Here is a 16,679-nt window from a genome sequence, read left to right on the forward strand (position 1 = left end):
CCAAGCCCCGGCCCATTGACCGGCCCCGGCGCCGGTCAATGGGGTCGGGGCGCGCCATATCTGCGGGACCTAGGCCGACTGCAACACCTTGACCGCCAAATCGGGCGCGCGCTCGACGATTCTGAGTAAAGCGATAGCGGGGCCGGTGGGACTTCTGTGTCGTTGTTCCCAATTCTGAAGCGTACGCTTACTGACGTGGATGGCTGCAGCAAAATCGGCTTGCGACATCTGGACGCGTTCGCGGATTGCGCGAACATCGATGGGCTCCAGCTTGGTGACGCGTCCGGGCGCCAGCTGTCCCCTGCGAATCGCCCGTGCCTGATCCAGGCTTTCGCTCAACATTTCAAACACGGACGGCTGCACCGCATTTGTCTGGATTTTCTTGCCCATATCAAAGTTCCTTCACTTTCGCGGCCAGGATGGCGGTCTCTTCCGGAGAGAGCGCATCCTTGCGTGACTTGGGGTAGGCGAGAAGCATGTAGATCGTGTGGTCCCGGGACATCCAGTAGTAGATCGCACGGATGCCACCGCTTTTCCCCGATCCTTTCCGACCATAGCGCAATTTGCGGATCCCTGCGCCACCTTTGAGGAGCGCGCCACGCTGAGGATCTTCAATCAGGAGATTCTGCAGGCCCCGATATTCGTCGTCGGAAAGCAGCGTGGCGATCTGCTTGGTGAACAACGGTGTTTCTATGAATTCCATTGCCATTTTATACGTCAATGACGTATTTTCAAATCCGATGCAAGCACGAGGCGGATGTCACCTCATCACTCCACCAGACTGCCACAATCTTTCCCTGCGAGCGCTCGCGCGGGGCCTTCCCGGCAGGTCGTTTCCGTCACTGCGTCGTGAAATGCCGGGCGCCGAGGCGCCCTACCCGCCCGAATCCGGCTTGAAATCCATTGCCTTCATGGCTGCGCCCAGCGCCTGCGGCGTGTAGTCGTCCCAGGGCGCGTCGCCGACATCCAGGCGCGTGTGGATGTTGGCGATGGTCCACTGGTCGCTGGCCCGGACCTCGTCCAGCTCGTCCCAGGCCAGCGGCACCGACACCCCCATGCCCGGCCGCGCGCGCGCCGACCAGGCTGCCACCGTCGTGGCGCCGAAGCCGTTGCGCAGGTAGTCGGCGAAGATCCTGCCGACGCGGTTCTTCGGACCGCTCTTGGCCACGAACACCTGCGGCAGCGTGCGCGCCAGGTGTTGCACGATGGCCTGCGAGAACGCCTTGACCGTGTCCCAGTCGTACTGCCGGCGCAGCGGCACCACCACGTGCAGGCCCTTGCCGCCGCTGGTCTTGAGCCAGCTTCGCAAACCGATTTCGCGCAGCATCACGTGGACCAGCCGCGCCGCCTGCTGCATCGACGGCCAGGCCACCCCTTCGCCCGGGTCCAGGTCGAACAGCATGCGGTCGGGCTTGTCGATCGCGCTTTTCACCGCGTTCCAGGTGTGGAACTCGACCACGTTCATCTGCGCCGCCGACATGATCGCCTGCGGCGTCGGCACCTCCATCAAGGGCGGATGATCCGGGTCCAGTTCCCGCGGCAGCGGCCGCACGCCTGGCATCGGCGCCTCCAGGTGCTTCTGGAAAAAGAACTCGCCCTTCAGGCCGGACGGGGCGCGCAGAAAGGAAACGGGCCGGTCCTTCAGGTGCCGCAGCAGCAGCGGCGCCACCAGCCCGTCGTAGCGCGCCAGGTCCAGCTTGGTCAGCCCCGTGGACGGATCGATGATGCGTTCCGGGTGGGTCAGCTTGCCGGCGCCTGGCTGGGCCTTGCCCGCCTGGGCTTTGCCAGTCTGGGCGTTGCCGGGCTTGGCTTTGCCTGGCTTGGCTTTGCCGGTCTTGCCGGCCGCATTGTCGGACTGCATCGTATCGGCCCCCATCGCCGCCTCCCTGGTGATCGCCCGCGCCGGCTTGTCGGTGCGCAAGCCGCGGAAGACCGGGTGGCGCACATGCCCCGAAGCGGTCCATTCGCCGAACGACACTTCCGCCACCAGCTCGGGCCGCACCCAATGGACGCCGCGGCCAACGCCGGCCGCCTTGACGGCGGGCCGCTCCGTTTCCAGGGCGCTCAGGCGGCGTTGCAGCGCCGCCAGACCCATGTCGTCAAAGCCGGTGCCGACCTTGCCGGCGTAGACCAGCCCGCCGTCCTCGTCGTGGTACGCCAGCAGCAGCGCGCCCAGCCCCACCCGCGCGCCCTTGGGATCGGTATAGCCGGCAATGACGAATTCCTGCCGGCGGGCGCACTTGAGCTTGACCCAGCTGTCGCTGCGGCGCGATACGTAGGGCGCCGACAGGCGCTTGGCGATGATGCCCTCCAGCCCCATCTTGCAGGCCGAGGCCACCAGGTCCGCCGGCGCCGCGTCGAAGGCTTCGCTAAAGCGCAGCGGATCGCCGCCGGCGGCCTCCATCACCCGCGCCAGCACCGCGCGGCGCACGCGCAGCGGCTCCTGGCGCAGGTCGCGGCCGGTGACGTAGGGCAGGTCGAACGCGTAGAACAGGATGCCGTCGGTGCGTTCGCCGTCGAAGGCATTCTGCAGCGCCTGGAAGCTGGGCGCGCCGTTGTCGGCCAGCATCACGATCTCGCCGTCGATCCAGGCGTCGGGCAGCGGCAGGCGCTGCAGCGCCCGCACCAGGTGCGGCAGCTTCGGCCCCCAGTCGTGGCCGTTGCGCGTGTACAGGCGCACCTGGCCGTCCCGCAGCCGCGCCAGCAGACGGTAGCCGTCGAACTTCATCTCGTAGATCCAGTCATCGCCGGCCTGGCGCGGCACGCCTTCCACCAGCGTGGCCAATTGCGGCTTGAGCAGCTCCGGCAAGGGCGCCGCCTCACCCGGCAGGCCCGCTGCCCCGGCATCCGACGACGGCGGCGCGGACGATGACGGCGATGCTGGCGGCGATGCGGCCGCATCCGGCCGCGCCCCGGGCGCCGCGGCGGGCACGGCCCGCGCGCCCGTCCGCGGCGGCGTGGCCACGCTGTCGGGCTGCTCGTCCACCACGCTGAATTCGCTTTCGGCGCGGGCGTGTTCGTCGCGGTCCTTGACCAGCAGCCAGGGCGGCTGCTTTTCCGACTCGCGGCCCTTCATGCGGATCAGCGCCCAGCGTCCGCGCATCTTGACGCCATGCAGGTCGAACTTGAGATGGCCGCGCCGGTAGCCGTCGGCCGGATCGCCCACCGGCGCCCAGGTGCCCCGGTCCCAGATGATCACCTTGCCGGCGCCGTACTGGCCCTTGGGGATCTCACCCTCAAAGCGATTGTAGGCAATGGGATGGTCCTCCACCTGCACGGCCATGCGCTTGACCGACGGGTCATAGCTGGGCCCCTTGGGCACGGCCCAGCTCTTCATGGCGCCATCCAGTTCCAGCCGGAAGTCGTAGTGCAGGCGGCTGGCCCAGTGCTTCTGGATCACGAAGGCGCGCGCCGCCTCGTTGGCCTGGCCGCCTTCGGCCGGCTCCGACGTCACATTGAAATTGCGCTTGGCGCGGTATTTCGCCAGGGTATCGGCCATGGTCACGCCGCCTTGCGGGTCTTGGCCGCCTTGGCGCCCGCCGCTTTCTTCTTCGCCGGCCGGGCGGCTGCCTTCTTCGCGGTCTTCTTCGCCGCGGCCTTGCCCTTGGCCGTCGCATTGCCCGTTCCATTCCCCGCCCCGTTCGCGGCCTTCCCGGAGGAGCGTCCCTTCAGGCTGCGTTGCAGCAGTTCGGTCAGGTCGATGACATTATCGGCATAGGCGGGCGTTTCCTCCTGCGGCTCGATCACCGTCTCGGTCTTGCCGGCCTTGACCTTGCGGGCCACCAGGTCCATGACCGCGGCCTTAAATTCGTCCTTGTACTGTTCCGCATCCCACTGGCCCGACATGTCGTCCACCAGCATGCGCGCCATCTTCAGCTCGCTGGCGCTGGGCGCGAAGGCCTTGGCGCCCGCCTTGGGCAGGTCCAGGTCCTCGGTGGACTTGACCTCGTCGCCCCAGCGCATCAGGTTCAGCACCAGCGCATCGCCCGACGGAATGAGCGCGGCCAGGTGCTGCTTGGTCTGGATCACCACCTTGGCGATGCCGATCTTGCCGGCCTTGGCCAGCGTGTCGCGCAGCAAGGCATACACCTTCTGGCCCTTGTTGATCGGCGCCACGTAATAGGGCCGCTCCAGGTACACGAACGACACCTCGCCGGCATCCACGAACTGCTGGATCTCGATGGTCTGCGTGGTGCGCGGGTAGGCCTCGGCGATCTCGTCCGGGGAAATGATGACGTATTGGCCGTCCTCGTATTCCACGCCCTTGACGATGTTGTCCTTGTCGATTTCCTTGCCGGTGCGCTTGTTGATGCGCTTGTAGCCGACCGGGTCCATCGAACGCTTGTCGAGCCAGTCGAAATCCACGCCCGATTCAGTCGTCGCCGTGTGCAGCCCCACCGGGATATGCACCAGCCCGAATGAAATCGCCCCTTTCCAGATGGTTCGCGTCGCCATGATGCCGCTCTCCCGCGGGGCGCCATTGCCGCCCCGTCCACTGTATCGGTTGACCGCCTGCATGCCAGGGATCGTGGCTGCCGCGCACGCCCCAGGCACCAGCATAAGCGAGCTTCGCAGCAATTGGCGTGCCCGCGCGGCATTGGCCCGGCCGGCCCCGCCGGCACGCAAATTGCTGCGCCCCGGGCATCGCCTGTGGAAGCCTGCGGATGAACACCATCGAGCGCGTCGCCCTGTTCATGCACGAACACCAATTGACCCTGGTCACGGCCGAGTCCTGCACCGCCGGGCTGATCGCGGCCACCCTGGCCGACATTCCCGGCGCGGGCGGCCTGCTCGACTGCGCCTTCGTGGTGTACTCGGTGGCGGCCAAGCGGCGCTGCCTGGGCGTGCCGCAATCGACGCTGGCGCGCCACAACCTCACCAGCGAAGCCGTGGCGCGCGACATGGCGCTGGGCGCGGCCCGCAAGAGCCCCGCCAACGTCGCGGTGGCCAACACCGGCGTCACCGACGCCACCGACGACCGCATTCCCGCCGGCACGCAGTGCTACGCCTGGATCTTCAAGACGGGGCCGGCCGACGCCAGCCCCATCGTCTACACCGCGACACGCCAGTTCAGCGGCAGCCGCAACCAGATCCGCCAGGCCAGCGCCGAATTCGCGCTGCAAGGCATCGTCGAGCACTTCCTGCGGCATCATGCGGCCCGGCCGAAAGGCCGCGGCGCATGACGGCTGGCCCGGCGCCGCGGCCGGCGGTCAACGCGCCGCGCGCAGTTTCTTCCACAGGGTCGTGCGCGAGATGCCCAGCTTTTTCGCCGCCTCGCCCAGGTGGCCGCCGGTTTCGGCGATGGTACGCTGGATCGCGCGCAGCTCGGCGTCGCCCCGCAACGCCGCCAGGTCCGCCGCCGGCGCCAGGCGACGCTCGGGGAACAGGTCGCTGGCCGACAGCATGGCGCCGTCCGCCATGACCACCGCGCGGGCGATGCGGTTGCGCAATTCCCGGACGTTGCCGGGCCAGTCGTGCGCGTCCAGCGCATGCAGCGCGTCGGCCGACAGCGTCATGGCGCCCGCTTGCGCCTGTTCATCCAGCAGGGCGCGCGCCAGCGGCGCGATCGCCCCTGGCCGGGCCCGCAGCGGCGGCAGCGCCAGCCGCGCCACCGCCAGCCGGTAATAGAGGTCGGCGCGAAAGCCGCGCCCGGCCACCGCCTGTTCCAGGTCGATGCTGGCGCTGGCCATGATGCGGCAACCCATCCGCCGGCTGGCCGCGTCGCCCAGCGGCCGGTATTCGCCGTTTTCCAGCACGCGCAGCAACGCGGACTGGGCCCTGGGGGCAAGCTCGGCCACTTCATCCAGATACAGGGTGCCCTCGGCGGCCTGCTGGAAAAAGCCGTCGCGGGCCGCGCCCGCGCCGCTGAAGGCGCCCTTGGCGTGGCCGAACAGCAGGCTTTCGGCCAGTTCCTCGGGCACCGAGGCGCAATTGACGGCCACGAACGGCCCCGCCGCGAACGCCGAGCGCGCATGCGCATAGCGCGCGGCGCGGTCCTTGCCCGCGCCGGTCTCGCCTTCCAGCAACAACGGCAGGGCGCTGGCCGCCAGGCGCTCGAGCGCGTGGGCCAGCGGGCTTTCGGGGTCGTCGGGCAGGAAGGGATTATCGCGCACGTCCACCGCCGCGCCATCGGGGTGCGCCGCGATGACGGCACGCATGCGCGCCACCAGCGCATCGGTATCGTAGGGCTTGGTCAGGTAGTCGTTGGCGCCCGCCGCCACCAGCCGCACCGCCTGGGCGATGTCGCCATAGGCCGTGGCGAACACCACGGTGGCATGCGCCAGGTACGGGATCAGGCGCCGGTAGAGATCCTCGCCCGAGCCGTCCGGCAGGCGGATGTCGGCCAGCACGAAAGCCGGCCGCTGGCGCGAGCGGCGGAACCATTCCACCGCCTGCGCGCAGCTCTGCACCCATTGCGCCCGCATGCCCTCCAGCCGCAAGCGCTGCAGCAGCGCGCCGCCCAGCACCGGGTCATCCTCGATCAACAACACCTGGGTATCGTTCACAGCGTTTGCCCTTCGCGTGGTAAAGGAATGCGCACGGAAATGCGCGTGTCCTGGCCGCGGCTGCACACCCGCGCCCGCCCGCCCAGGCCCGCCACCAGGCCGGCGACGATGCCCAGCCCCATGCCGTCGCCGCCCGAGGGCTCGCCGGCCAACGCGGCGCGCGCCTGCGGCGGCAGGCCCGCGCCGCGGTCGGCCACGTGCAAGGCCAGGGCGCCCGCATGCGCGCGCGCCACGATCCGCACCGGACTCCCGGGCGGCGCGGCCTGCACGGCGTTGAGCACCAGGTTCAGCAACACCTGCCGCACCGGCCCCGCCGGCAAGGGCAGCGTGTCCGGCCCCATCCCGGCGCAGGCCAGCGACACCTCGACGCCGGCCCGGCCGGCCTGCGCCGCCACCAGCAGGCGCACGTCTTCCACATCGGCCTGCCGCAAGCGCGCGTCGCCCGGCCGGAAGGTGCGCAGGCTGGCGTCCACCACCGCCTGCAGCGCTTCCACGCCGCGATCGATGAATCCCAGCGATTCCTGCCGCACCTCGGCGCGCTCGCCGAACTGCCGCAGGGTCTGCACGGCGGTGCGCAATCCGCCCAGCGGGTTGCGCACTTCGTGCGCCAGCGCTGCCGACATGCGGCCCAGCACCGCTTCGCGCTCGATGTGGGCGTGCCGCCGCGCCAGGGCCTCGCGCTCGCGCACGCTCTCGGCCATCCAGTTGTAGGCCGCCAGCAGTTCGCGCAACTCCGGGTCGCGGGTGCGCACGTCCATCGTGCGGGGCCGGTCCGCGCGCGCCGCCCGCAAAGCCTGGGTCAACGAGATGATGGGGCGCTGCAGGCGCCGCGCCATGCCGTAGCACAGCGCCGCCCCCAGCACGCCGATGGCCAACCCGACCAGCCCCAGCTCGAGCGCGAGCCCGCGCCGCTGCGACAGGAAATCGCTCACGTCCAGGTTGGCGACCACGGTCCCCAGTTCGGGGCGCGCGCTGTCCAGCAGCCGCCAGGTCCAGACGCCTTCCGAGCGCAGGCTGACCCGGCTGCCAGGGGTCTCGCGCAGCAGGGCCAGCGGCACCGGTTCGACTTCGGGATAGCGCGCCACGTGCGCCAGCATGCGGCCATCGGCGGCCACCACCGCAAGCGTCCGGTCGACCACGCCCAGGTGCGTATCCAGCGCGCGGTTCAGCACCTCCGTCATCTGCTCGCCATCGCCGGCACGCACGGCCGGCAGGATGGCGGCGGACAGGCCATCCAGGTAGACCTGTCCCAGGTTGGAAATCTGCGTGTCGAACTGACGCGACAGACCATGCAGCGCCAGCGATATCAACGTGGCGGAGATGGCCAGGAACAACAGGGAAACCGCCAGCGGGATACGCGCGGTGAGCGGCAAGCGAAACATGATCGACGGCGTCGGACGGCAAAACGAGATTATGCCGTGGCAGCAAGGGCCCACCAATGTGCAAGATTTCGCAAGCGCGCCGATGCGCGGCAAAAAGCGTGCCGCCCTGGTTATTTGGCCGGATTCCGCGACCAGATGTTCAGCTTTGTGAACATCGGCGTCTGCGATCGTTCACCTTTCCAGACACCCGCCGCGCCGCGCGCGCCGGACTCATGGTTATCCCGCAATACAGCGGCTGCCGGACGAAAGCAGAATGCAAGCCGCCCTCCTTAAAGTCCCCCGCTCCTTCCGGCCGCAACAGGCAAGGCCGGCAGGCTGTCATCAACAATAACGGGGAGCACGCCATGGGCAGCACCATATTCTCTAGAAAACGCGATCTGTGGGGAGGCGCCTTCATCGCCCTCTGCGGCGCGCTGACGATCTTCCAGGCCACCTCCTACAACATCGGCGAACTGGCCCGCATGGGGCCGGGCTACTTCCCGATGCTGGTGGGCGCCTTCCTCGTGGCGCTGGGCATCCTCATCCCGCTCAGCCCCGACCCCGACGAAATCCAGGAAGAACAGCTCGAAGAACAGCTGCCGCAGCCCACCCGGCGCGAGCGCCTGCGCGGCATGGCCTGCATCGCGGCCGGCATCGCGCTGTTCATCGTGATCGGCCAGTACCTGGGCTTCCTGCCAGCCACCTTCGCGCTGGTGTTCGTGTCGGCCCTGGGGGACACCTCCAACACATACAAAAGCGCTGCCATCCTGGCCGCCGCGATGACGCTGTTCGGCGCCATTGTCTTTTCCTGGGCGCTGCAATTGCAGTTCCCGATGCTGCGCTGGGGTTGAACCATGGATATCCTCGATAACGTTCTGCACGGCTTCAGCGTCGCCTTCCAGTGGGACAACCTGCTGTGGTCGCTGTTCGGCGTCTTCATGGGCAACATGATCGGCGTGCTGCCCGGCATGGGCGTGCTGGCCGCGATCTCCATCCTGCTGCCGCTGACCTACGCCATGACGCCGGTGGCGGCGCTGATGATGCTGGCGGGCATCTACTACGGCGCCCAGTATGGCGGCGGCATCACCTGCATCCTGCTGAACCTGCCCGGCACGCCGTCCCATGCCGTCACCTGCCTGGACGGCAACCCGCTGGCGCGCCGCGGCAAGTCCGGCTCGGCGCTGTTCATGCTGGTGCTGGCGTCCTTTGTCGGCGCCAGCGTCGGCATCATCGTCATGATCCTGTTCTCGCCCATCCTGGTGGAAGTGGCCTTCCAGTTCGGGCCGGCCGAGTACTTCTCGATGATGATGCTGGGCCTGTTCGCCGGCGCCACGCTGGCCAAGGGCTCGGCCATCAAGGGCGTGGCCATGGTGTTCCTGGGCCTGCTGATCGGCGTGATCGGCACCGACGTCAACACCGGCACCATCCGCTATGCCTTCGGCATCCTCGAACTGAGCGATGGCGTGCAGTTGGTGGCGCTGGCGATGGGCCTGTTCGGGCTGGCGGACTTCTTCGCCAACGTCAACCGCATCGGCAAGGCCAGCACGGTCGGCAGCGCGGCCCGCATGTCGGTGCGGCCCGAGCCCGGCGACATCCGCCAGTCGGCCATGCCGATCGCGCGCGGCAGCGCCATCGGCGCGGTCCTGGGCATCCTGCCCGGCACCGGCGCGACCATCGCGTCGTTCATGTCCTACGCCGTGGAAAAACGCGTCTCCAAGACGCCCGCGCGCTTCGGCAACGGCGCGATCGAGGGCATCGCCGGCCCCGAGGCGGCCAACAACTCGGCGGCGCAGACCAGCTTCATCCCGACCATGAGCCTGGGCATCCCGGGCGACTCCGTCATGGCGCTGATGCTGGGCGCCCTGATCATCCACGGCATCCAGCCGGGACCGCAGATGGTGACCGAGCACGCCGACCTGTTCTGGGGCCTGATCGCCAGCTTCTGGATCGGCAACGTGATGCTGGTGATCATGAACCTGCCGCTGATCGGCATGTGGGCCAAGCTGCTCAAGGTGCCCTACAAGTACCTGTTCCCGTCGGCGCTGTTCTTCGTCTGCGTGGGCGTGTACAGCACCCAGAACAGCCTGTTCGACGTCGGCATGGTGCTGGTGCTGGGCATGGTCGGCTACCTGTTCCTGAAGCTGCGCTTCTCGCCCGCGCCGCTGCTGCTCGGCTTCGTGCTGGGGCCGATGGTCGAGGAGAACTTCCGCCGCGCCCTGCTGCTGTCGCGCGGGCAGATGGGCATCTTCATCGACCGCCCGATCAGCGCGGGTTTCATCTACGCGATCTTCGCGCTCGCGCTGTGGCTGGTCTACTCGACCGTGCGCAATCGCCGCAAGGTGCGCGCGCTGGAACAGGCGCAGGCCTGATTTCACGGAAAACTGCACGATCAGGGGTCGCCGCAAGGCGGCCCCGCCGCTACACCGGAGTACGCCATGAGGGGATTGCAGGACGAACACGCGCTGACCGCGGCCCAGGACCCTACGTTGGGGGTCGCCCGCGGGCTGTCCTTCGTGGAATTGATGGAATTGCTGGAGTTCAGCCGGCTGCGCTTCGAGGCTCCCAGTGCGGGCGCCAGTGCCGCGCTCATCGGCACCCAGGATTGGCGCAGGCATGTCGATGGCAATCGCCTGGATCCCGCCGGCGTCTACATTTGTTCGACCCTGCAGGCCCTGCGCGATGCCGTGCTACCGCCAGACAATGCCGAACTCAGGATCGACATGCCGTCGCTCGACCTCATTCGCCTGATGGCCACGATGCGCCAGCACGACAGCGCGCCGCCACCACCCTGGCTGCGCGTCGATCTGCAGGCATTGATCCGCCGTGTTCTGGTGCCGGCCGATGCCCCCGCGCACCTGTATGACCTGGTCCGCCACGTGGTGATGGCGCGGCTGTGGATCGAGGTCGCGCGCTATGAACCCGCCATCGAGGAAGCCCGCGCATGACTGACCAACCCATTGAAATCATCGCCGCGGCCGTATTCGCGGTCGCCCTGCTGCATACCTTTTCCGCGCCGCTGTTCCTGCGGCTGGCGCACCGCAACAAGCGCCACGAAGGCCTGCTGCACCTGCTCGGCGAGGTCGAGGTGGTGTTCGGCTTCTGGGCCGCGGTGCTGCTGTTGCTGATGGCCTTCGCCGCCTCCGGCGAGGCGGCGCTCGGCTACGCCGAGTCGCGCAACTACACCGAGCCGGCGTTTGTCTTCGTGGTCATGGTCATCGCCGCCTCGCTGCCCGTCCTCACGGCGGTCATGCGGCTGGTGGACCGCCTGGCCAGATGGCTTCCGACGGCCGACCGGACGGCAAAGGCGTGGCTGTGCCTCGCGCTCGTGCCTCTGGCCGGGTCGCTGATCACGGAGCCGGCCGCCATGACGATCGCCGCCATGATGCTGGCGCCGCAGGTCTTTCACCGCGGCATGCCGGAACGGCTGAAGTACCTGGCGCTGGGCGTGCTATTCGTCAACATCTCGATCGGCGGCACCTTGACCTCGTACGCGGCCCCGCCCGTCCTGATGGTGGCGGCGACCTGGGGCTGGGACAGCGCCTTCATGCTCAAGACCTTCGGCTGGAAAGCCGCGCTGGCGGTGCTGGTCAACGCCACCGCGGTCACCTGGCTGCTGCGGCCCCACCTGCAAGACGGCGATGTCTTGACGGTCGGCGGCAACGCCAAGCCGATGTCGTCCACCGTCATCACGGTGCACCTGCTGTTCCTGGCGGCGGTCGTCCTGTTCGCCCACCATCCCATCCTCTTCCTGGGGCTGTTCCTGTTCTTCCTGGGCTACACCCAGGCCTACAAGGCGCACCAGAGCCGGCTGATCATCAAGGAAGCCCTGCTGGTCGGCTTCTTCCTGGCCGGCCTGGTCGTGCTGGGCGGCATGCAGCAATGGTGGCTGCAGCCCATCGTCAGCGCCCTCGAACCACGCGTGCTGTTCTTCGGCGCCCTGGCCCTCACCGCCGTCACCGACAATGCCGCCCTGACCTACCTGGGATCGTTGATCGACGGCATTTCCGCGCAGGCGCAATACATGCTGGTGGCGGGCGCGGTTGCCGGCGGCGGCCTGACGGTGATCGCCAACGCGCCCAACCCCGCCGGGGTGGCGCTGCTGCGCGGCGGATTCAGCAACGGCGCGGTCAGCATGCCCGCGCTGCTGGCCGGCGCACTGGCGCCCACCGCGGTGGCCGCGTCGCTCCTGTTCCTGCTGTGACCGTCCCCGGGGTTGCCGCCCCGGGGGCCAATTCTCGTTGCAACTGACATGATTTGGCGCACGTCGCGCCCGCCGCCGCGGTCCAATGGCCCGCCCCTTTCACAGGCGATCCGACATGGCGACCACGATGACCCGCAGCGCGTTCCTCAAGCTACTGACCAGGCACCTCTACCCCGTCCTGAAGGCCGAGGGGTTCGAGGGCTCGGGCCAGACCCTGCGGCGCATCCGCGGCCCCATCGTGCACGTCTTCAACGTGCAGGGCGCCAGCGGCGGCAAGGCCTGCTACCTGAACCTGGGCGCGCACTACGATTTCCTGCCGTGCGAAGGCGGCGCCTTGGTGCCGCCGGCCGAGATCGAGGAATCGCACTGCGTGTTCCGCGAACGCATCGATCCGCCGCCCGGCCCCGCGTTCGGCTGGGCCTATGGACCCGACCAGGCCAGCGCCGAGGAGAACGTCGCCTTCATCGTCAGCGAATGGGCGCGCCAGGGCCATGCCTTCTTCGCTGACCACGACGCCTACCCCGCCAGCTGCGAACGGCTGCTGCGGCAGACCGATCCTGACGGCATCCACCCAGCGAGGACGCTCCACCTGGCGCGCATCGCGCGGCACCTGGGCGACGCGGAGCGGGCCCAGGCCTTCGCGCGCTCGGGGCTGGCACGGGCGCCGGAACGGGCCACCTCGCTGCAGGAAAAGCTGCAGGCGCTCCTGGCAGGCTAGGATCCTGCGGCCGCGGCCTGCCCCATCCCTGGCGCCCGCGCGGCGCCGGCCCCGGGCGGCAACCGAAAAGTGGCCATATCAAATAACCCGGATTGGCTATTTTTCACCGATCCAATTTTGCCTAGGATGGCCGGGTACACAGTCAACCCCGAGCACATCCATGCCAGAACTGACCCCGGCTCTGCGCCAGCGCATCCTCCAAGCCGTGGACGCGGGCTTCGCGGCCCAGACCGAACTGACGGCGCAACTGGTGCGCCTGCCCTCGCAGCGCGGCGAGGAAGCCACCGCGCAGGACTTCATGGCGGCGCGCTACGCCGAACGCGGCTACGCGGTGGACCGCTGGCGCATCGACGTCGACGCCATTCGCCACCTGCCCGGCTTTTCGCCGGTGGCGGTTTCCTATGACAACGCCTACAACGTGGTCGGCGCGCACCGCGCCCGCAGCCTGAAAGGCCGCTCGCTGATCCTCAATGGCCACATCGACGTGGTGCCGGTCGGCCCGCTGGCGCAATGGAGCCGCGACCCGTACGACCCCGCCATCGTCGACGGCTGGATGCACGGCCGCGGCGCGGGCGACATGAAGTCCGGCCTGGTCGCCTGCCTGTCGGCCATGGACGCGCTCGCCGCGATCGGCCTGGCGCCGGCCGGCGACGTGTTCCTGCAGTCGGTGGTGGAAGAAGAATGCACCGGCAACGGCGCCCTGGCCTGCCTGGCGCGCGGCTACCGCGCCGACGCCGCCTTCATCCCCGAGCCGCTGCTGCCCATGCTGATGCGCGCCCAGGTCGGGCCGATGTGGTTCCAGGTGCAGGTCGAAGGCGACCCCCAGCACGCCTCGGCCGCCTTCACCGGCGCCGGCGCCAACGCCATCCAGAAGGCGATCTTCCTGATCCAGGCGCTGGACGAACTGGAAACGCGCTGGAACGCCAACAAGCGCGACCACCGCCACTTCTGCGACCACCCCCACCCCATCCGCTTCAACCTCGGCAAGATCGCCGGCGGCGACTGGCCGTCCAGCGTGCCGGCCTGGTGCACCTTCGACATGCGCGTGGCTGTCTATCCGGGCCAGAGCCTGGAGGCCGCGCGCGCCGAGATCGAAGCCTTCGTGGCCCAGGCCGCGGCGCGCGATCCGTTCCTGGCCAAGCATCCGCCCAAGGTGGTCTACCACGGCTTCATGGCCGAGGGCTACGAACTGCGGAACGCCGACGAGGCCGAGGCCGCGCTGCGCGCCGCGCACGAACAGGTGTTCGGCGAACCGCTGCGCGAATACGCCACCTCGGCCGCCACCGACGCCCGTTTCTACGGCCTGTACGCCGACACCCCGGCCATCGTCTACGGCCCGGAATGCCGCATGCCGCACGGCTACGACGAAGCGGTCAACCTGGAATCGGTGCGCAAGGTCACCCAGACCATTGCGCTATTCATCGCCCAATGGTGCGGACTGGAAGAGCGCCACGCATGAACCGCAGCAACCTCTCCAGCGCCGACCAGGCGCTGTTCGCGGCCGAGCCGCCCAAGTTGTCCCTGTCGCAGGCCGAGGATCTGGCGCGCGACCACTACGGCCTGGCGGTCCGCGCCAGCATCCTGTCCAGCGAGCGCGACCAGAATTTCCTGCTGCGCGGCGCCGACGGCCGCGCCTACGTGCTCAAGGCCACGCATCCGGCCGAAGACCCCGCGGTCACCGACTTCCACACCCAGGCGCAATTGCGGCTGATGCGCGCCGGCGGCCAGCCGCCGGTGCCGCACCTGCTGCCCCGCCTGGCGGGCGACTACGTGCATTGGCACGACGACGCCAGCGGCGCCCGCCGCGCCATCCGCCTGATGACCTTCGTCGATGGCGTGCCGCTGCACCAGGTGGCGCGCACGCCGGCGCAGCACCGGGCGCTGGGCCGCGCGCTGGCCCAGTTCGACCTGGCGCTGGCGGACTTCGACCATGCCATGGCCGGCCACGAACTGATGTGGGACCTGCAACGGGCCGATCAACTGGCCGACCTGCTGCCCAAGATCCCGCAGGCGGACCGCCGCCGGCTGGCCGAACGCCAGCTCGAGCGCTTCGTCACCGACCTGCGGCCCCGCCTGGGCGCGCTGCGGCGCCAGGTCATCCACAACGACCTCAACCCCTACAACGTCATGGTGGCGCGCGATCGGCCCGACCAGGTCGCCGCGCTGCTGGACTTTGGCGACATGGTGCGCGCGCCGCTGGCGCAGGACCTGGCCGTGGCCGGCGCCTACCTGCTGGACGACGCCCCCAACCCCCTGTCGCTGGCGCTGCGCCAGTGCCTGGCCAGCTACCACCAGACGCTGCCGCTGACCGAAACCGAGATCGCGCTGCTGCCCGACCTGATCGCCACGCGCCTGTTGATCACGGTGGCCATCACCGGCTGGCGCGCGCAGCAGCACCCCGAGAACCGCCAGTACATCCTGCGCAACAACGGCCTGGCCTGGACCGGCCTGGCGCGCCTGGACGCCCTGCCCCGGCAGCAGGCCAGCGACATCCTGCTGGCCGCCAGCCAGACCCCGATGGAGACTCTTGTATGAGCCGAGACCAAGCCATGCTCAACGCCTTCGACCCCGCCGCGGCCGACGCGCTGCCGCCGGCCGAGCGCGAGCTGATCGCCCGCCGCCAGCGCGTGCTGGGGCCGGCCTACCGCCTATTCTACGACCAGCCGCTGCACATCGTGCGCGGCGAAGGCGTGTGGCTCTACGGCGCCGACGGCGATCGCTACCTGGACGCCTACAACAACGTAGCCTCGGTGGGCCACAGCCATCCGCGCGTGGTGCGCGCCATCGCCGAGCAGGCGGCGGTGCTGAACACCCACACCCGCTATCTGCACGACGGCGTGCTGGACTACGCCGAGCGCCTGCTGGCGACGTTCCCGCAGCCGCTGTCGCAGGTCATCTTCACCTGCACCGGCAGCGAGGCCAACGACCTGGCGCTGCGCGTGGCGCGCAGCCATACCGGCGGCACCGGCGTCATCGTCACGCAACTGGCGTACCACGGCGTCACCGCCGCGGTGGCCGCTGTGTCGCCGTCGCTCGGCCAGGCCGTGCCGCTGGGCGTGGACACCCGCGCCGTGGCCGCGCCCGACAGCTACCGCCACGATCCGGCCACCCTCGGGCAATGGTTCGGCCAGCAGGTGCGGGCCGCCATCGACGACATGCGGCGCCACGGCATCAAGCCGGCCGCGCTGCTGGTGGACACGATCCTGTCCAGCGACGGCGTCTACAGCGATCCGGCCGGCTTCCTGGCGCCGGCGGCGCAGGCCATCCGCGACGCGGGCGGCCTGTTCATCGCCGACGAAGTGCAGGCCGGCTTCGCCCGCACCGGCTCGTGCATGTGGGGCTTCCAGCGCCACGGCCTGGTGCCGGACCTCGTCACCATGGGCAAGCCGATGGGCAACGGCCATCCCATCGCCGCCATGGTGTCGCGTCCCGACATCATGGAGCGCTTTGGCCGCGAGGCGCGCTACTTCAATACCTTCGGCGGCAATCCGGTGGCCTGCGCCGCGGCCCAGGCCACGCTCTCGGTCATCGAGGAAGAAGGCCTGCAGGCCAACGCCGCGCGCACCGGCCAGTACCTGCGCGACGGTTTCCGCGCGCTGGCCGAGCGCCACGCGCTGATCGGCGACGTGCGCGGCGATGGCCTGTTCATCGGCGTCGAACTGGTGCGCGACCGCGCCGCGAAGACGCCGGCCAAGGAAGAGACGCACCGCTTCGTCAACCTGATGCGCCAGCGCCGCGTGCTGCTCAGCGCCACCGGCCTGCACGGCAACGTGCTCAAGCTGCGGCCGCAACTGCCGTTCGCCCGCGAGCATGCCGACCTGCTGCTGGCGGCGGCGGACCAGACGCTGGCGGAACTGTAGCGGGCGAAGCGGCGCCCCTCGTGACCGCTCCCG

At 69.2% G+C, this 16,679-nt stretch carries 16 protein-coding genes; 10 read left to right on the plus strand and 6 right to left on the minus strand.

Annotated features, from left to right (window positions below):
- Positions 1-69: 69 nt before the first annotated feature.
- From nadS to ku, 4 genes are all read right to left on the minus strand, one after another.
- Positions 70-390 carry a NadS family protein gene (nadS, locus tag AC6CR5_RS11400; RefSeq protein WP_047991369.1) on the minus strand — a complete coding sequence of 107 codons (321 nt, stop codon included), beginning with the start codon at positions 388-390 and terminating at the stop codon, positions 70-72.
- A gap of 1 nt (position 391) precedes the next feature.
- Complete coding sequence (locus AC6CR5_RS11405) at positions 392-703, minus strand: type II toxin-antitoxin system RelE/ParE family toxin (protein WP_026383296.1); 312 nt, start codon at positions 701-703, stop codon at positions 392-394.
- A gap of 171 nt (positions 704-874) precedes the next feature.
- Positions 875-3,499: a DNA ligase D gene (ligD, locus tag AC6CR5_RS11410; RefSeq protein WP_498085633.1), complete on the minus strand. Its 2,625-nt coding sequence runs from the start codon at positions 3,497-3,499 to the stop codon at positions 875-877.
- A 2-nt stretch (positions 3,500-3,501) separates the two neighbouring features.
- Positions 3,502-4,455, minus strand: coding sequence for a non-homologous end joining protein Ku (gene ku / locus AC6CR5_RS11415; RefSeq protein ID WP_498085634.1), 954 nt, complete (start codon positions 4,453-4,455; stop codon positions 3,502-3,504).
- A 209-nt stretch (positions 4,456-4,664) separates the two neighbouring features.
- Here ku and AC6CR5_RS11420 point away from each other — a divergent pair, with 209 nt between their 5' ends.
- A complete protein-coding gene (locus AC6CR5_RS11420) occupies positions 4,665-5,183 on the plus strand; it encodes a CinA family protein (RefSeq protein ID WP_020928740.1) in 519 nt (172 codons plus the stop codon).
- 27 nt (positions 5,184-5,210) lie between these two features.
- Here AC6CR5_RS11420 and AC6CR5_RS11425 read toward each other — a convergent pair whose 3' ends face one another.
- Both AC6CR5_RS11425 and AC6CR5_RS11430 read right to left on the minus strand, forming a co-directional pair.
- Positions 5,211-6,506, minus strand: a complete 1,296-nt coding sequence (locus AC6CR5_RS11425; RefSeq protein ID WP_026383300.1) for a sigma-54-dependent transcriptional regulator — start codon at positions 6,504-6,506, stop codon at positions 5,211-5,213.
- Positions 6,503-7,888 carry a sensor histidine kinase gene (locus AC6CR5_RS11430; protein WP_024069750.1) on the minus strand — a complete coding sequence of 462 codons (1,386 nt, stop codon included), beginning with the start codon at positions 7,886-7,888 and terminating at the stop codon, positions 6,503-6,505. The genes AC6CR5_RS11425 and AC6CR5_RS11430 overlap by 4 nt, the downstream gene beginning before the upstream one ends.
- Here AC6CR5_RS11430 and AC6CR5_RS11435 point away from each other — a divergent pair.
- The 9 genes from AC6CR5_RS11435 (at position 7,887) to AC6CR5_RS11475 (ending at position 16,646) form a co-directional block, all read left to right on the plus strand.
- A complete protein-coding gene (locus tag AC6CR5_RS11435) occupies positions 7,887-8,039 on the plus strand; it encodes a hypothetical protein (RefSeq protein ID WP_200221629.1) in 153 nt (50 codons plus the stop codon). The two genes, AC6CR5_RS11430 and AC6CR5_RS11435, sit on opposite strands and share 2 nt — an antisense overlap.
- A 193-nt stretch (positions 8,040-8,232) precedes the next feature.
- Entirely contained in the window at positions 8,233-8,718 is a 486-nt protein-coding gene (locus AC6CR5_RS11440; RefSeq protein ID WP_020928744.1) for a tripartite tricarboxylate transporter TctB family protein, read from the plus strand.
- A 3-nt stretch (positions 8,719-8,721) separates the two neighbouring features.
- Entirely contained in the window at positions 8,722-10,236 is a 1,515-nt protein-coding gene (locus AC6CR5_RS11445; RefSeq protein WP_026383301.1) for a tripartite tricarboxylate transporter permease, read from the plus strand.
- Positions 10,237-10,302: 66 nt separating this feature from the next.
- Complete coding sequence (locus AC6CR5_RS11450; RefSeq protein ID WP_047991373.1) at positions 10,303-10,812, plus strand: hypothetical protein; 510 nt, start codon at positions 10,303-10,305, stop codon at positions 10,810-10,812.
- The gene (locus tag AC6CR5_RS11455) at positions 10,809-12,068 is read left to right on the plus strand and encodes a putative Na+/H+ antiporter (protein ID WP_026383303.1); all 1,260 of its coding nucleotides are present in this window, start codon (positions 10,809-10,811) and stop codon (positions 12,066-12,068) included. Before AC6CR5_RS11450 ends, AC6CR5_RS11455 begins: the two co-directional genes overlap by 4 nt.
- A 115-nt stretch (positions 12,069-12,183) precedes the next feature.
- Complete coding sequence (locus tag AC6CR5_RS11460; protein ID WP_047991374.1) at positions 12,184-12,786, plus strand: DUF4304 domain-containing protein; 603 nt, start codon at positions 12,184-12,186, stop codon at positions 12,784-12,786.
- A 160-nt stretch (positions 12,787-12,946) separates the two neighbouring features.
- Positions 12,947-14,245: an ArgE/DapE family deacylase gene (locus tag AC6CR5_RS11465; protein ID WP_020928747.1), complete on the plus strand. Its 1,299-nt coding sequence runs from the start codon at positions 12,947-12,949 to the stop codon at positions 14,243-14,245.
- Entirely contained in the window at positions 14,242-15,321 is a 1,080-nt protein-coding gene (locus AC6CR5_RS11470) for a phosphotransferase (protein ID WP_020928748.1), read from the plus strand. The genes AC6CR5_RS11465 and AC6CR5_RS11470 overlap by 4 nt, the downstream gene beginning before the upstream one ends.
- On the plus strand, positions 15,318-16,646 hold the full coding sequence (locus tag AC6CR5_RS11475) for an aspartate aminotransferase family protein (RefSeq protein ID WP_026383307.1): 1,329 nt from the start codon (positions 15,318-15,320) through the stop codon (positions 16,644-16,646). The genes AC6CR5_RS11470 and AC6CR5_RS11475 overlap by 4 nt, the downstream gene beginning before the upstream one ends.
- Positions 16,647-16,679: the final 33 nt, after the last annotated feature.

It is taken from the genome of Achromobacter sp. EG18, from assembly GCF_059759395.1.